This is a genomic window from Pseudomonas iridis, assembly GCF_017980685.1.
GTDB classification, from domain to species: Bacteria; Pseudomonadota; Gammaproteobacteria; order Pseudomonadales; family Pseudomonadaceae; genus Aquipseudomonas; species Aquipseudomonas iridis.
Genome location: NZ_JACXXO010000001.1, coordinates 594,845 through 608,039 on the forward strand (window position 1 = coordinate 594,845; position 13,195 = coordinate 608,039).

Genomic DNA, 13,195 nt, shown 5'->3' on the forward strand with positions numbered 1-13,195 from the left:
CCAGTAATAAAAGCGAAGAATGTCGAACAATCTTTCAGCTCCAAACGGCCCGGGCCGCCCCAAGGATCTGGCCAAGCGCCAGGCCATCCTCGATGCGGCGAAAACTCTGTTTCTGAGTCACGGCTATGCCAACACCAGCATGGACGCGGTGGCCGCCGAAGCGGGGGTGTCTAAACTGACGGTCTACAGCCATTTCAACGACAAGGAGACGCTGTTCTCTGCCGCCGTGATGGCCAAATGCGAGGAGCAATTGCCGCCGCTGTTCTTCGAGTTACCGGCCGGCATTGCCGTGGAAAAGGTGTTGCTGAACATTGCCCGAGGCTTTCATCAGCTGATCAACAGCGACGAATCGGTAAATCTGCATCGCCTGATCATGGCGCTGGGCAGTCAGGATCCGAAGCTGTCGCTGATCTTCTTCGAGGCAGGCCCGCAACGCATGGTGCAGGGCATGGAGCGGTTGTTGACGCAGATCCATGACAGCGGCGCGCTGAGTATTGATCTGCCTCGCAATGCGGCGGAGCATTTTTTCTGCCTGATCAAGGGCGCGGGGAATTTCCGCTTGTTGTATGGCTGTGGTGAGCCGTTGGGTGAGGAAGCTTCAGAGAGCCATGTGCGGGAAGTGGTGGGGTTGTTTATGCGGGCTTACAGACCTTAGCTTCTGCGTTGTCTGCACTGCCGCTATCGCTGGCAAGGCAGCTCCCACAGGGATCATCGTGTGACCAGTAGTGCACACTCCCCCCTTTGGGAACTGGGTGTGAGCACAATTTGTGTGCACACCGCAAAAACCTGTGGGAGCTGGCTTGCCAGCGATTGGCAGCGACTCGGTATTAAGGTTTTAGCGCTTTCTTGGGATAGATGTCATACCGGCTGGACTTGCCATCCAGCGCATGACTCGGCTTCGGGCCCTCAATACACGGTGCCTTGCGCGGGCGTTTGACCACCACGCGGTGCGTCGCCAGCGCCAGCGCCGCTTCGAGCAACGCAGGCGCATCCGGATCATCGCCAACCAGCGGGCGGAACAGGCGCATTTCCTTCTTCACCAGTGCGGTTTTTTCGCGATGGGGAAACATCGGGTCGAGGTAGATCACCTGCGGCGGCTCGCCTTCCCAGTTGCGCATGACCTCGATGGAGTTGCCCTTGAGCAACCTCATCCGCGCCACAATCGGCGCCACATCGAAATCTTCCGCCGCCCGCGTCAGACCATCCTCCAGCAAGGCACCGATCAGCGGCTGACGCTCGATCAGGCTCATCTCGCACCCCAGACTGGCCAGCACGAACGCATCCTTGCCCAGACCCGCCGTTGCATCCAGCACCCGCGGGCGCACGCCTTGAGCGACGCCGACAGCCTTGGCAATCATCTGCCCGCTGCCACCGCCGTACAACCGACGATGCGCCGCGCCACCCTCGACGAAGTCCACGCGCACCGGCCCCGGCGCGTCCGGTCCCAGTTGTTGCAGTTGCAAACCCTGCTCGCCGACCTGCAAGGCAAACTCGCCGTCGACCACTTCAAGCGGCAGGCCCAGGCGCTCGGCCCACTGCTCGGCTTGCGCTGCGTAGGTCGGGCCGAGAGCTTCGACATGGATGCGGCAGGCCGCGGGTTGCTCAATCATGGAAAACACGCTCAAAAATTTAAGGATCGGCAAAAACCGCCGATAACTCATTCAACGCGCATTTTGCCAGAGCTGAGCGTCAACCGAAAAAAATGTCAGGCATTCTTCCCACATCGATTGGCTACATCTCGCCCCATGGCGATTTCAGCCGTCATAACACTCAAGCACTGAGCGGCGTCAGCCACCTGTGGCAGGATTTCTTTGCCCAGGCGATGGCCGAGCAGACGAGTGATGTGGTGCCGGCCTGCGGCACGTTTCCCCCGGTTGACCTGACCAGCCCGGAAGAACCGACCGTCGGCAGCGAACTGCACGCACACATCATCAGCCAGCGCGAATGCGATGTGGTTGAAACCCAGGTGCGTCCGCCAGAGCCGCTGTTCCTGCCGATCGCCGAGTTCGAAATGGAGCTGCTGGACAAACCGTTCCCACCGTTCCCGCCAGAAGAAATCAAGGCTCAACAAGGGCAGCAGGACTTCGACAGCAGTTGGGTTCGTCCGATCGTGATCAACAACGGTCAACCGATTCCGGAACCGGGTGCCGCGCCGCAGAAGCGTCCGCTGTATTTGCCGATTGCCGAGTTCGACCTGGACCTGCTGCAAAAGCCTTACCCGCCATTCCCGCCGGAAGAAATCGTCGAGCAGCAGAAAGCCCTGGACTTCGATAACGGCTGGGCACGCCCGATTGTCCTGCAGAACCTGCGCATCGCCGCTTAAACCTCAGCGACACACGCTCCAGCGCCCGACATCGACATGAAAGTGATTGCGATGGGCGGCGTTGTAATCAGGACTCAACACCACACTGAACGCCTCACAGGCGCCGTCGCGCACCTGACGCAGAAACTGTGCGTCCTGATTTTGCTTGGGCCAGTCTTTGAGCACGCTGACGGTCCGGCCATCGGCCAGCCGAAAACCGGCGATATCCAGCGCATCGGCACTGGCATGGCGGCTGAGCGCGCCACTCTCGCGGTTATAGATATTGCGACAGGCAAAGCTGCCGAGGTGATCGAGACGCGCGACGTTCTGGCCGTAAATGGCCTGTGCAGCGGGTTGCAGCGAGTGCCGTTCGAACATCGCGTACGCGACTGCCAGCGGACAACTGGCGAGAAAGCTGCTGCTCAGCGCCACCTCGCCGCCCTGCACGCGCAAAGCGCCGATCAGCGGGCACTTGGCACCGGGGCTGTCGGACTGCGGCGTGACGCGCAATGCAGAACTGCTCAGCGCCTGGGCGCAGAGTTCGGGATCACCGCGCAAGCGCATCAGCTTGTAGCCGGTCAGCCAGTTAGGCGTGGCTTTGACGTCCAGGGGCGCCCACGGATTAAATTGCGCCGGCACCTCCAGCCAACCACGCCAGACACTGATCGCAGCACCGCCGATGCTCAGTAGAATAAACAGCGCAATCCAACGTCCCATGCTCAGCCTTTGAAAAACTGATTGGCTTTGGCGTACGGCATCGACTGCGAAGTGAAGCCGAAGGTGCCGGACTGCTGGATCTCTTCAGCCGCACGGAAAAACTCACCGAACGCCGCCAGTGCGAGTGCCGAACCGGTGCTGATCCGGCGCACGCCCATTTCTTCGAGTTGCTGCACCGTGAGTTTCAAACCGCCGGACATCAACACATTGACCGGTTTCGGCGCCACCGCCTGCACCACTGCAATCACTTCTTCGGCGGTGCGCAAACCCGGCGCATACAGCACGTCGGCGCCGGCCTCGGCAAAGGCCTGCAAGCGGCGGATGGTGTCGTTGATGTCGGGATTGCCGTGCAGATAGTTTTCCGCCCGCGCCGTCAGGAGAAAGGGAAACGGCAGCGTGCGCACCGCGGCAACTGCGGCTTCGATGCGCGCCACAGCCTGTTCCAAGCAATAGATCGGTGCGTCTGCGCGGCCCGTTGCATCCTCGATCGAACCGCCAACCGCGCCCGCCTCTGCTGCACGCAACAAGCTCTTCGCGCACTCGGCCGGGTCGTCGGCGAAACCGTTTTCCAGATCCACCGCCACCGGCAAATCGGTCGATGCGACTATCGCCCGGACGTTGGCCAAGGTGTCATCCAGGTTCAAGGCACCATCGGCTTTGCCCTGGGAAAACGCATAACCTGCGCTGGTGGTCGCCAATGCCTGATAGCCCAGGCTTGCAAGCATCTTCGCCGAGCCGGCATCCCACGGATTAGGAATGACAAAAATCCCCGGACGCTCATGCAGGGCTTTGAAGGCTTGGGCTTTACGGGCTTGTTCGGTAAGGGCTTGCACGTCCATCGACTGGCTCCAGGCAGGAAACGAATCTGCCTCAGAGCAGGCCAAGTTGCTCCGCGGCGGGCTCTCTGTATAGCTCAGGCAGAGATGGCAGGCCAGGCAAACGTTGCATCAGTTGTGCGTGAAAACGTTGCGCGAGCTTTGCTGCCAGCAGGTTGTCGGCGGTGTGCAGGAAGATGTACGGCGTGCGGCCCTCTTCAATCCACTCGGCAATTTTCGCCACCCAAGGCACAAGAAACGGATCGTTGGCTTCCAGTTCCGGATGGCCGATAAAGCGCACTTGCGGGAACTGCGTGAACGCCGCCGGACGCGTCGGTACTCGTGGTTTTTTCGATTGTGCGTGGATGACCGAAGAGTCGGTCGACAGGCAACTGAACAGCGCACGCGGATCGAGGCAGATACGCTCCACGCCCCGATCAAGCAGCAGACGATTGAGCAATCGCTCACTCTCGCCCTTGGCGAAGAACTGCTCGTGGCGCACTTCCACCGCCAGCGGGCAGTCCAGCGCATCGATGAATGCCGCCAGTTCCGGCAGCCGATGCGGTGCGAAGCCTTTCGACAGTTGCAGCCACAGCGGCGATACACGCTCGCCGAGGGGTTTGAGTAATTGCAGGAAGGTTTCGGCGGCGGTCAGTTGTTCACGCAAATCGCCGCCGTGACTGATGTCGCCGGGGAACTTGGCGGTGAAGCGAAAATGCGCAGGCATAGTCTCGGCCCAGCGCTGCACGGTGGCGGGCGAAGGGCTGGCGTAGAACGTCGTGTTGCCTTCCACCGCGTTGAACACTTGGGAATAGAGGCTGAGGAAATCCGAGGTTTTTGCATCTACCGGGTAAAGATACTCGCGCCAGGCGTTTTCACTCCAGGACGGGCAACCGAGGTAGTAAGGCAGATCCATCAGATGTACAGATCGAGGCCCAGCACGTCCGCGTCCCAATCCACAAAACCGGCGGTGCTCAGGTAGCTGGCCAGAGCCATCGCTACACTTTTCTTCATCGTTCGGTGGTAGATCATGTCTTGCTGACGGGCGGGCAGATTGGCCAGGCGTTGCGCGGAGGCTTTGGCAGCGCGGGCGGCCATTTGCTCCTCAGTCGGAAATTCCAGCTCGCCGTCGATATCATCAACGGATTCGTCCAGCGCCGGATTGCCTTTGCGAGGCTTGCGCTTGATGGGGTAGGACTGAGTGGAAACGCCGTCTATACGCATAAAGTCATGCTCGGTATCAATGATGGCAATTTAGCGGCACTTGACCGACTTAGCAAACTGCCGAGTGATAACTAGAACACATAAAGAGCAAAAGGTTTAAAACGCGGGATCAGAAACTGACGATTGGCGTCTGGAAGATCAAAAGATCGCAGCCTTCGGCAGCTCCTACAGTTGGAATACGATCCCTGTAGGAGCTGCCGAAGGCTGCGATCTTTTAAAGGCTTAACGGGCTTTAGGGGTGGCCACTTTGTCGCGCAGGTAAACCGGTTGTGCATCATCCGCCGGGATCGCCTCACCGCGCTCCCAGGCAAATCGCGCCAGCGTCAGCAGGTCTTCGGCATGAGGCAGCATGCCGGCATCGGAGCCGGTCGGATTGACCGCGATGCGTTCGGCGTAACTCCAACCGGTGCCCGCACCGAACCAGTTGCCGCGGGCATCGGCCGGCAGTGCCGCGACTTGCGGCGGCAACACCGCTTCAGCTCCGACCAGACGCATCTCGCCCGCCGTTTCGCGGTAGCAGCCCCAATACACTTCATCCATCCGCGCATCGATGGCCGCGGCCACCTGGCTCACGCCATGTTCACGAAATGCGCGCTGCGCCAGCACGGCAAGGTTGGACACCGGCAACACCGGACGATCCAGCGCGAACGCCAGCCCCTGCACCACGCCAATGGCGATGCGCACACCCGTAAACGCACCCGGGCCGCGGCCGAAGGCAATTGCGTCAACCGCTTGCAACGTCGTGCCGGCGTCGGCCAGCAATTGCTGGATCATCGGCAGCAGTTTCTGCGCGTGCAGGCGCGGGATCACCTCGTAATGGCTCGTGACCTTGCCGTCATGCAGCAAGGCAACGGAGCAAGCTTCAGTCGCGGTGTCCAGGGCCAGCAAGGTGCTCATCGATGTTTCCAAAACAGGTGGGAAAAAAGTGCGTCAGTATAAACAACTACGGCCCGCAAGCGGGCCGTGGATGATGCCGCCACTCAGACTTTTCAGCTCAGCGCTTCAAGCACCTTGGCGGTGATGGCTTCAACCGAACCAACGCCCGGGATGTGGCTGTACTTTGGCTTGCCGTTGGCAGCGGACAGCTTCTGATAGAAATCCACCAGTGGCTTGGTCTGCGAATGGTAGACCGACAGGCGATGACGCACGGTTTCTTCGGTATCGTCCTTGCGCTGTACCAGTTCGTCACCGGTGATGTCGTCTTTGCCGGCAACTTTCGGCGGGTTGTAGACGATGTGGTAAACGCGGCCGCTGGCCTCGTGAACGCGACGACCGGCGATGCGTTGAACGATCTCTTCGTCTTCAACGGCGATTTCAACCACGGCGTCCAGCTCGACACCGGCAGTCACCAGTGCTTCAGCCTGCGGAATGGTGCGCGGGAAGCCGTCGAACAGGAAGCCGTTGGCGCAATCAGGTTGAGCGATGCGGTCTTGAACCAGTGCGATGATCAGGTCATCCGACACCAGGCCGCCGGCATCCATGATGCTCTTGGCTTGAACGCCCAGCGGAGTACCGGCCTTGACCGCTGCACGCAGCATGTCGCCAGTGGAAATTTGTGGAATGCCGAATTTCTCGGTGATGAACTTAGCCTGAGTACCTTTACCGGCCCCGGGAGCTCCCAGCAGAATGACGCGCATTAGATGTGCTCCTCAATTTTTTTATAAAAAGCTTTTACAAAACAAAGGCCTCGCCTCTTGGGACGAATCCTGAAAAATACGGGTCGTGGCCGCACAAACGGCCAAAGGCTGATCAAGATACACAGCAGGCTGCGCCCACACAAGACGCCAAAAGTCGGAGAAACCGACGCCCGCCGCGACTTTGGGACGCGGTGACCCAAGTCGCAACCCCATCATTAACTGTCGCCTGGCGAAACATTTCCTGAAAATATTCTGCAGCACCCGACGCATGCACCGGGTGCCCTGCCCCGCCGAAAAAACCTTAGCCGGTATTACGCAAACCGGCGGCAATCCCCGCCACAGACACCAGCAACGCCTGCTCCACAGGGCTGCCCTGCTCGACATTCTGCTGTCGCGAACGGGCGAGCAATTCGGCCTGCAATAGATGAAGCGGGTCGAGGTAGGTATTGCGCAGGCGGATGAATTCCAGGGTGTCCGGACTGTGCGCCAGCAGCTGCGACTGCCCGGTCAGCCCAAGCACGACTGCGCACGCCTGCGACAATAGGTCGCGTAACTGCGCGCCCAACGGCAGCAAGTCCGGCTCGACCAGGCGCTGGTCGTAAGACAGCGCGATATCGGCGTCAGCCTTGGCCAGAACCATCTCCAGCATGTCGATGCGCGTGCGGAAGAACGGCCATTGTTCGCGCATCTGCCCGAGCAATTCGCCTTCGCCGCGCTCCAGCGCTTTGCTCAGCGCCGACTCCCAGCCGAGCCAGGCGGGCAGCATCAGCCGTGTTTGTGTCCAGCCGAAGATCCACGGGATCGCCCGCAGACTTTCGATGCCGCCCGCGCGGCGCTTGGCCGGACGACTGCCCAATGGCAAGCGCCCCAGTTCCTGTTCCGGAGTGGACTGGCGGAAATACTCGACGAATTGCGGATTTTCCCGCACGACCTGGCGATAGGCGCTGACACCATCAGCGGCCAATTCGTCCATCAAGTGGCGCCATTCCGGTGTTGGCGGCGGCGGTGGCAACAGCGTCGCTTCGAGCACCGCCGCCAGGTACAGATTGAGGTTTTGCTCGGCGATGTCCGGCAGGCCGAATTTGAAACGAATCATTTCTCCCTGCTCGGTGGTGCGGAACCGCCCCGCTACCGATCCCGGCGGCTGCGACAGAATCGCCGCGTGTGCCGGACCACCGCCACGGCCGACAGTGCCGCCCCGACCATGGAACAACAGCAGTTCGACTTGCTGCTCACGGCAGATTTCCACCAGCCGTTCCTGGGCGCGATATTGCGCCCACGCCGCTGCGGTGGTGCCCGCATCTTTGGCCGAATCGGAGTAACCGATCATCACTTCCTGCGGACCTTGCAACCGTGCGCGGTAACCCGGCAGCAGCAACAGACGCTCCATCACCGGGCCTGCGTTGTCGAGGTCGGCGAGGGTTTCAAACAATGGCACCACACGCATCGGCCGCAGCACGCCGGATTCTTTCAGCAGCAACTGCACGGCGAGTACGTCGGAGGCAGCGCCCGCCATCGAGATCACGTAGGAGCCCAGCGAGGCGCCGGGCGCGGCGGCGATTTCCTTGCAGGTGTTGAGCACTTCGGCGGTGTCGGCGGACGGTTTGAAATGCGCTGGCAGCAACGGTCGACGATTGCTCAGTTCGTGGGTCAAAAAGGTAATGCGTTGTTCTTCATCCCAATCCTCGTAGCGGCCAAGGCCCAGGTAATCGGTGATTTCAGTCATTGCCGAACTGTGCCGTGTCGAGTCCTGACGCACATCGAGGCGCACCAGGAACAAGCCAAACGTCACCGCCCGGCGCAGACAGTCAAGCAATGGGCCGTCGGCGATCACGCCCATGCCGCATTCGTGCAACGAGTTGAAACACAGCTCCAGCGGATCAAGCAGATCACGATTGTTTTGCAGCACATCCGCGGGCGCCGGCGTCGGTGCGGTCAGCGCTGCATGCGCCCAGTTGCGCGTGGAGCGCAGGCGTTCGCGCAATTGCTTCAGTACCGCCCGATACGGTTCGGCGCTGTCACCCGCCTGGGCCTTGAGTGCGTCACTGGCCTGCTGCATCGACAACTCGGCAGCCAGATGATCGATATCGCGCAAGTACAAGTCAGCGGCCATCCAGCGCGCCAGAAGCAACACTTCACGGGTCACCGCAGCGGTGACATTCGGGTTGCCGTCACGGTCGCCGCCCATCCACGAGGCAAAGCGAATCGGCGCAGCCTCCAGCGGCAAACGCAGGCCTGTCGCGGCATGCAATGCCTGATCGGCCTTGCGCATATGGTTGGGGATCGCCTGCCATAGCGAGTGCTCGATGACCGCGAACCCCCACTTGGCCTCATCCACCGGCGTCGGGCGGGTGCGGCGGATTTCTTCGGTGTGCCAGGCTTCGGCGATCAGCCGTTGCAGGGTGTTGTGAATTTGCTCGCGTTCGGCGCTGGTCAGGTCGCGATGATCCTGTGCGGCGAGTTGCGCGGCGATGGCGTCGTACTTCTGGATCAGCGTGCGCCGCGCCACTTCGGTCGGGTGAGCGGTCAGCACCAATTCGATTTCCAGTCGCCCAAGTTGACGGGCGAGGGATTCGGCACTGTGGCCTTCGTCGCGCAAACGAGCGAGCAACTGCGGCAATACACGGGATTCGAACGGCGCGGGCTGGGACTCTTCGCGACGATGGATCAACTGATACTGTTCGGCGATGTTTGCCAGATTGAGAAACTGGTTGAACGCCCGTGCCACCGGGAGCAATTCGTCTTCGCTCAATTGATTGAGGCTGGCGCTCAGTTCTGCATCCATCGAGCCGCGGCGGTCGGCCTTGGCGCCCTTGCGAATCTGCTCGATCTTGTCGAGAAATTCCTCGCCGTACTGGTCTCGAATAGTATTGCCCAACAGCTCTCCGAGCAGGTGAACATCCTCGCGCAAGCGTGCATCAATATCGGTCATCAGCAGTTCTCCAGCGGTAATCCGGGCGGCCTGTAAACGAGTGCATGACGCAGAGAGTGCCGCTCTACGGCGCTTCTTACAAGCAGGCGACGAAGGGACTTTAAACCTTGTGGCCGAAAGCTAGTCTCAACAGTAAGCCGCATAAAGGCTTGCCGCCGGCCCCGCCGGACACTCACCCAAGCCTGCTACAGCAGGTGCGACATGAGGTCATCATGAAAATCCGTGAACTCGCCCAGCATTGGGAAGAAAACGCCAAGGGTCGCCTGACCGACACTGGCTACACGATTCATCTGGACGTCGAGGCCGCTGCGCGTCTGGCAGCGATTGCCGAGATGTACCCCAAACGCCACCCCGAAGAACTGCTCGGCGAACTGATCGGTGCAGCCCTTGAAGAGTTCGAAGCGAGCCTGCCATATGTGAAAGGCTCGACGGTGGTTGCGACGGATGAGGAAGGTGATCCGCTGTATGAAGACGTCGGGCCAACGCCCCGTTTTCTGGCGCTGTCGCGGCGGCATTTGCAGGATTTGTCATCTGCTGAAAACAAGCAGAAACACTGACGGAACAACACAAAACCTGTGGGCGCTGGCTTGCCAGCGATGACGTCAGTCCAGTCCCGGACATACTGAATCTGATGACCTCATCGCTGGCAAGCCAGCTCCCACAGGGAACATATTTGTCCTTCAATACAGGGTCGCTTTCGTCATTTCTTAAGCCCCCGCGTACCACTCCACTTCGCCAAAGTTCCCGCGTTAGAGCCTTGTCCATTCGGTCAAAACTTTTTTTGGCGATAGGCCATCTTTTCTGAACTTTTGAAAACAGCCGCCGGTCGGACCCTGTAACCACGCCTGGAACGAGCGTTTCAAAAACGCGCTGTTACAAGACGCTTACGGCTCCTCGACCAGGATGGATTCAGATGTATTCAGGAGATGCCTAATGGAGTTGAAGACCATGAAAAACCAAACCTCGTTTACCCACCTGCGCGGTCTGAAACTGGCCGCCCTGGCAATCGGCACCAGCTTCGTACTGGCCGGTTGCGCCGGTAATCCACCGACCGAGCAATACGCTGTGACCCAATCCGCGGTTAACAGCGCCGTCAGCGCCGGTGGTACCGAGTTTGCGGCCGTTGAAATGAAGCAGGCGCAGGACAAACTCAAGCAAGCCGAAATCGCCATGCACGACAAGAAGTATGACGAAGCTCGCAGGCTGTCCGAGCAAGCCGAGTGGGATGCTCGCGTAGCAGAACGCAAAGCTCAGGCGGCCAAGGCTGAACTGGCTGTGAAGGATTCCCAGAAAGGTGTTCAGGAACTGCGTCAGGAAAGTCAGCGCACTGTGAAGTAAGCGCGCATCCCGACCGCAAAGCTGAAACTCTTACCGATAGAAAGGACGACAAATTATGCGTAAGCAACTGATGATTCCCGCTCTTCTGGCCGCAAGCGTTGCCTTGGCTGCCTGCTCCACCCCGCCTAATCCGAACCTGGAAAACGCACGCACCAACTACGCCGGCCTGCAAGCCAACCCGCAGGCGAGTAAAGTAGCGGCGCTGGAAACCAAAGACGCCAGTGAGTACCTGGACAAGGCCGACAAGGCCTACTTGGACAAGCAAGACGCGGCCAAGGTCGATCAACTGGCTTACCTGACCAACCAGCGCGTGGAAGTGGCCAAGCAGACCATCGCCCTGCGTACCGCTGAAAACAATCTGAAGAACGCCGCTGCCCAACGTGCTCAGGCGCGTCTGGATGCTCGCGATCAACAGATCAAACAGCTGCAGGAAAGCCTCAACGCCAAGCAGACCGATCGCGGTACGCTGGTGACTTTCGGTGATGTGCTGTTCGCCACCAACAAGGCTGACCTGAAGTCCAGCGGTCTGGTGAACATCAACAAACTGGCCCAGTTCCTTCAGGAAAATCCTGATCGCAAAGTGATCGTCGAGGGTTACACCGACAGCACCGGTACCGCCAGCTACAACCAGACCCTGTCGGAGCGTCGCGCCAACTCCGTGCGCACTGCACTGGTGAAAATGGGCGTTGATCCAGCGCGCATCGTCGCTCAGGGTTACGGCAAGGAATATCCGGTTGCCGAGAACGGCAGTGTTTCCGGCCGTGCGATGAACCGTCGCGTGGAAGTGACCATTTCCAACGACAACCAGCCAGTGATGCCACGTTCGGCTGTCAGCTCGAACTAAGCTTCACGCTGTAACGCAAAAGCCCCGCCTGAGCGATCAGGCGGGGCTTTTTTGTTGAAGATCAAAAGATCGCAGCCTTAGGCAGCTCCAGGTGAAATGAAATCCCATGTAGGAGCGGCCGAAGGCTGCGATCTTTTGATTTTAAGGCTCCAGCTTCTGCGGAGTCTCTTCGCCCATGCAGCGCACGGCTTTTTTCTGGGCATTGATCAGCACGCCGGTCAGACCTTTCTGCTCGGTATCAAACAACACCAGCACACCATCAATGCACTGTGCCACTTGCGGTGCAGGCTGCAGCGAGATTTTGTAATCCTCACCCGGAACGGTCTTGAGCATGGTGAATTCGTTAAGCAGCAGCGCATCCTCAGGCTTGGCGAAGTGCAGGTAGCCGTAGTACCACAGGGCGCCAACGGTGCCGAGGATGCTGCAGATACCCGTGATGATCAGCGGGATGGCGTTACGTTCTTCACTCATTGCGGACTCTCATCTTCAGAATTCGGGGGTTTCGGGTAATTGGGGATTTCGCCGAGACGGCGCAGTCCGTTGAAATGCTCGGGATCGTCAAGATAGCGCAGCATCACCTGACGCCAGACCGGGTCGCCGAAGGTCTGCACATGACCGCCGCGCGTCAACTGCAACACGCGCGGAGGCGGCGCAGCTTGATACAGACGGATGCCATTGGATAGCGGCACCAGCGGATCATCGATGCTGTGGAAGATCAGTTTCGGCACGCCGTTGAGTTGCGGCATGGAATTGATCGCACTGTCACCGTCCGGCACCAGCCACGACAGCGGCACCTGAAACGGCCAGGTCAGCCACGAAGTGCTGAGGGCATATTGGCCAACGCTGCGATAACTGGCGGGCACACCGTCGAGCACCAGGGCCTTGAGTTGCTTCTGCCGCTCGGGATGCTGCACCAGCCAATGCACGGCCATCGAGCCGCCGAGGCTCTGCCCGAGGAGAATCAGCGGCTTGCCTTTGATTTCGGGGGCCTTGTCCAGCCAGGCGAAGGCCGCGTCGATGTCCTGATAGATCGCCGGCAGGCTCGGTTCACCCTCGGACAAGCCATAGCCGCGATAGTCCACCAGCAACACTTGATAGCCGTTTTTCGGTAACCACCAGCTCCCGCCCAAATGCATCGGCAGATTCCCACCGTTGCCATGCAGGTGCAGAACCGTACCTTTGACCTCGACACCCGGTTTGGCCGGCAGCCACCACGCGCTCAGCTTGAGGCCGTCGGCGGTGGTCAGGGTGACGGTGCGGTATTCGAGCCTGGCTTTTTCCGGGGTGAAGATTTGGCCTGGCTCGGGATAGAACAACAGTGAACTGCAACCACCGAGGGTCAGGAGCAGGCAGAAGATGCCGAGGATTCTCATCCGGTGAAACCTC

At 59.9% G+C, this 13,195-nt stretch carries 15 protein-coding genes; 5 read left to right on the forward strand and 10 right to left on the reverse strand.

What is annotated here, in order from left to right; all coding sequences use genetic code 11:
- The first annotated feature begins 19 nt into the window (after positions 1-19).
- Positions 20-655, forward strand: a complete 636-nt coding sequence (locus tag IEQ42_RS02820; RefSeq protein ID WP_042560793.1) for a TetR/AcrR family transcriptional regulator — start codon at positions 20-22, stop codon at positions 653-655.
- 172 nt (positions 656-827) lie between these two features.
- On the opposite strand, the gene IEQ42_RS02825 is transcribed toward IEQ42_RS02820, so the two are convergent.
- Positions 828-1,610 (reverse strand): class I SAM-dependent methyltransferase, encoded by a 783-nt coding sequence (locus IEQ42_RS02825; RefSeq protein ID WP_215729520.1) that lies wholly within the window; start codon positions 1,608-1,610, stop codon positions 828-830.
- A gap of 92 nt (positions 1,611-1,702) precedes the next feature.
- Between IEQ42_RS02825 and IEQ42_RS02830 the strand changes: the two genes are divergently transcribed.
- Entirely contained in the window at positions 1,703-2,323 is a 621-nt protein-coding gene (locus IEQ42_RS02830) for a hypothetical protein (protein ID WP_042560794.1), read from the forward strand.
- 3 nt (positions 2,324-2,326) lie between these two features.
- Here IEQ42_RS02830 and IEQ42_RS02835 read toward each other — a convergent pair whose 3' ends face one another.
- From IEQ42_RS02835 to ppc, 7 genes are all read right to left on the reverse strand, one after another.
- Positions 2,327-3,019, reverse strand: a complete 693-nt coding sequence (locus IEQ42_RS02835) for an extensin-like domain-containing protein (RefSeq protein ID WP_210702484.1) — start codon at positions 3,017-3,019, stop codon at positions 2,327-2,329.
- Between the two features lie 2 nt (positions 3,020-3,021).
- Positions 3,022-3,858, reverse strand: coding sequence for an isocitrate lyase/PEP mutase family protein (locus IEQ42_RS02840; RefSeq protein ID WP_210702485.1), 837 nt, complete (start codon positions 3,856-3,858; stop codon positions 3,022-3,024).
- Between the two features lie 31 nt (positions 3,859-3,889).
- The gene (locus tag IEQ42_RS02845; protein ID WP_150604733.1) at positions 3,890-4,750 is read right to left on the reverse strand and encodes a DUF72 domain-containing protein; all 861 of its coding nucleotides are present in this window, start codon (positions 4,748-4,750) and stop codon (positions 3,890-3,892) included.
- On the reverse strand, positions 4,750-5,058 hold the full coding sequence (locus IEQ42_RS02850) for a hypothetical protein (RefSeq protein ID WP_210622023.1): 309 nt from the start codon (positions 5,056-5,058) through the stop codon (positions 4,750-4,752). The genes IEQ42_RS02845 and IEQ42_RS02850 overlap by 1 nt, the downstream gene beginning before the upstream one ends.
- 222 nt (positions 5,059-5,280) lie before the next feature.
- Positions 5,281-5,955 (reverse strand): tRNA (adenosine(37)-N6)-threonylcarbamoyltransferase complex dimerization subunit type 1 TsaB, encoded by a 675-nt coding sequence (tsaB, locus tag IEQ42_RS02855; RefSeq protein WP_210702486.1) that lies wholly within the window; start codon positions 5,953-5,955, stop codon positions 5,281-5,283.
- A gap of 92 nt (positions 5,956-6,047) precedes the next feature.
- A complete protein-coding gene (adk, locus tag IEQ42_RS02860; protein WP_042560800.1) occupies positions 6,048-6,695 on the reverse strand; it encodes an adenylate kinase in 648 nt (215 codons plus the stop codon).
- A 301-nt stretch (positions 6,696-6,996) separates the two neighbouring features.
- Positions 6,997-9,627, reverse strand: a complete 2,631-nt coding sequence (gene ppc / locus IEQ42_RS02865) for a phosphoenolpyruvate carboxylase (RefSeq protein WP_210702487.1) — start codon at positions 9,625-9,627, stop codon at positions 6,997-6,999.
- Positions 9,628-9,839: 212 nt separating this feature from the next.
- Here ppc and IEQ42_RS02870 point away from each other — a divergent pair, with 212 nt between their 5' ends.
- From IEQ42_RS02870 to lptF, 3 genes are all read left to right on the forward strand, one after another.
- Positions 9,840-10,184, forward strand: coding sequence for a hypothetical protein (locus IEQ42_RS02870; RefSeq protein ID WP_047299892.1), 345 nt, complete (start codon positions 9,840-9,842; stop codon positions 10,182-10,184).
- A 376-nt stretch (positions 10,185-10,560) separates the two neighbouring features.
- Positions 10,561-10,965 carry a DUF4398 domain-containing protein gene (locus tag IEQ42_RS02875; RefSeq protein ID WP_123536652.1) on the forward strand — a complete coding sequence of 135 codons (405 nt, stop codon included), beginning with the start codon at positions 10,561-10,563 and terminating at the stop codon, positions 10,963-10,965.
- 55 nt (positions 10,966-11,020) lie between these two features.
- Positions 11,021-11,809 carry a lipotoxin F family OmpA-related lipoprotein LptF gene (gene lptF / locus IEQ42_RS02880; RefSeq protein ID WP_210702488.1) on the forward strand — a complete coding sequence of 263 codons (789 nt, stop codon included), beginning with the start codon at positions 11,021-11,023 and terminating at the stop codon, positions 11,807-11,809.
- Between the two features lie 141 nt (positions 11,810-11,950).
- On the opposite strand, the gene IEQ42_RS02885 is transcribed toward lptF, so the two are convergent.
- Both IEQ42_RS02885 and IEQ42_RS02890 read right to left on the reverse strand, forming a co-directional pair.
- A complete protein-coding gene (locus IEQ42_RS02885) occupies positions 11,951-12,280 on the reverse strand; it encodes a PA3694 family proteiin (RefSeq protein WP_210622020.1) in 330 nt (109 codons plus the stop codon).
- Positions 12,277-13,182 (reverse strand): alpha/beta hydrolase, encoded by a 906-nt coding sequence (locus IEQ42_RS02890; protein WP_210702489.1) that lies wholly within the window; start codon positions 13,180-13,182, stop codon positions 12,277-12,279. Before IEQ42_RS02890 ends, IEQ42_RS02885 begins: the two co-directional genes overlap by 4 nt.
- Positions 13,183-13,195 lie beyond the last annotated feature (13 nt).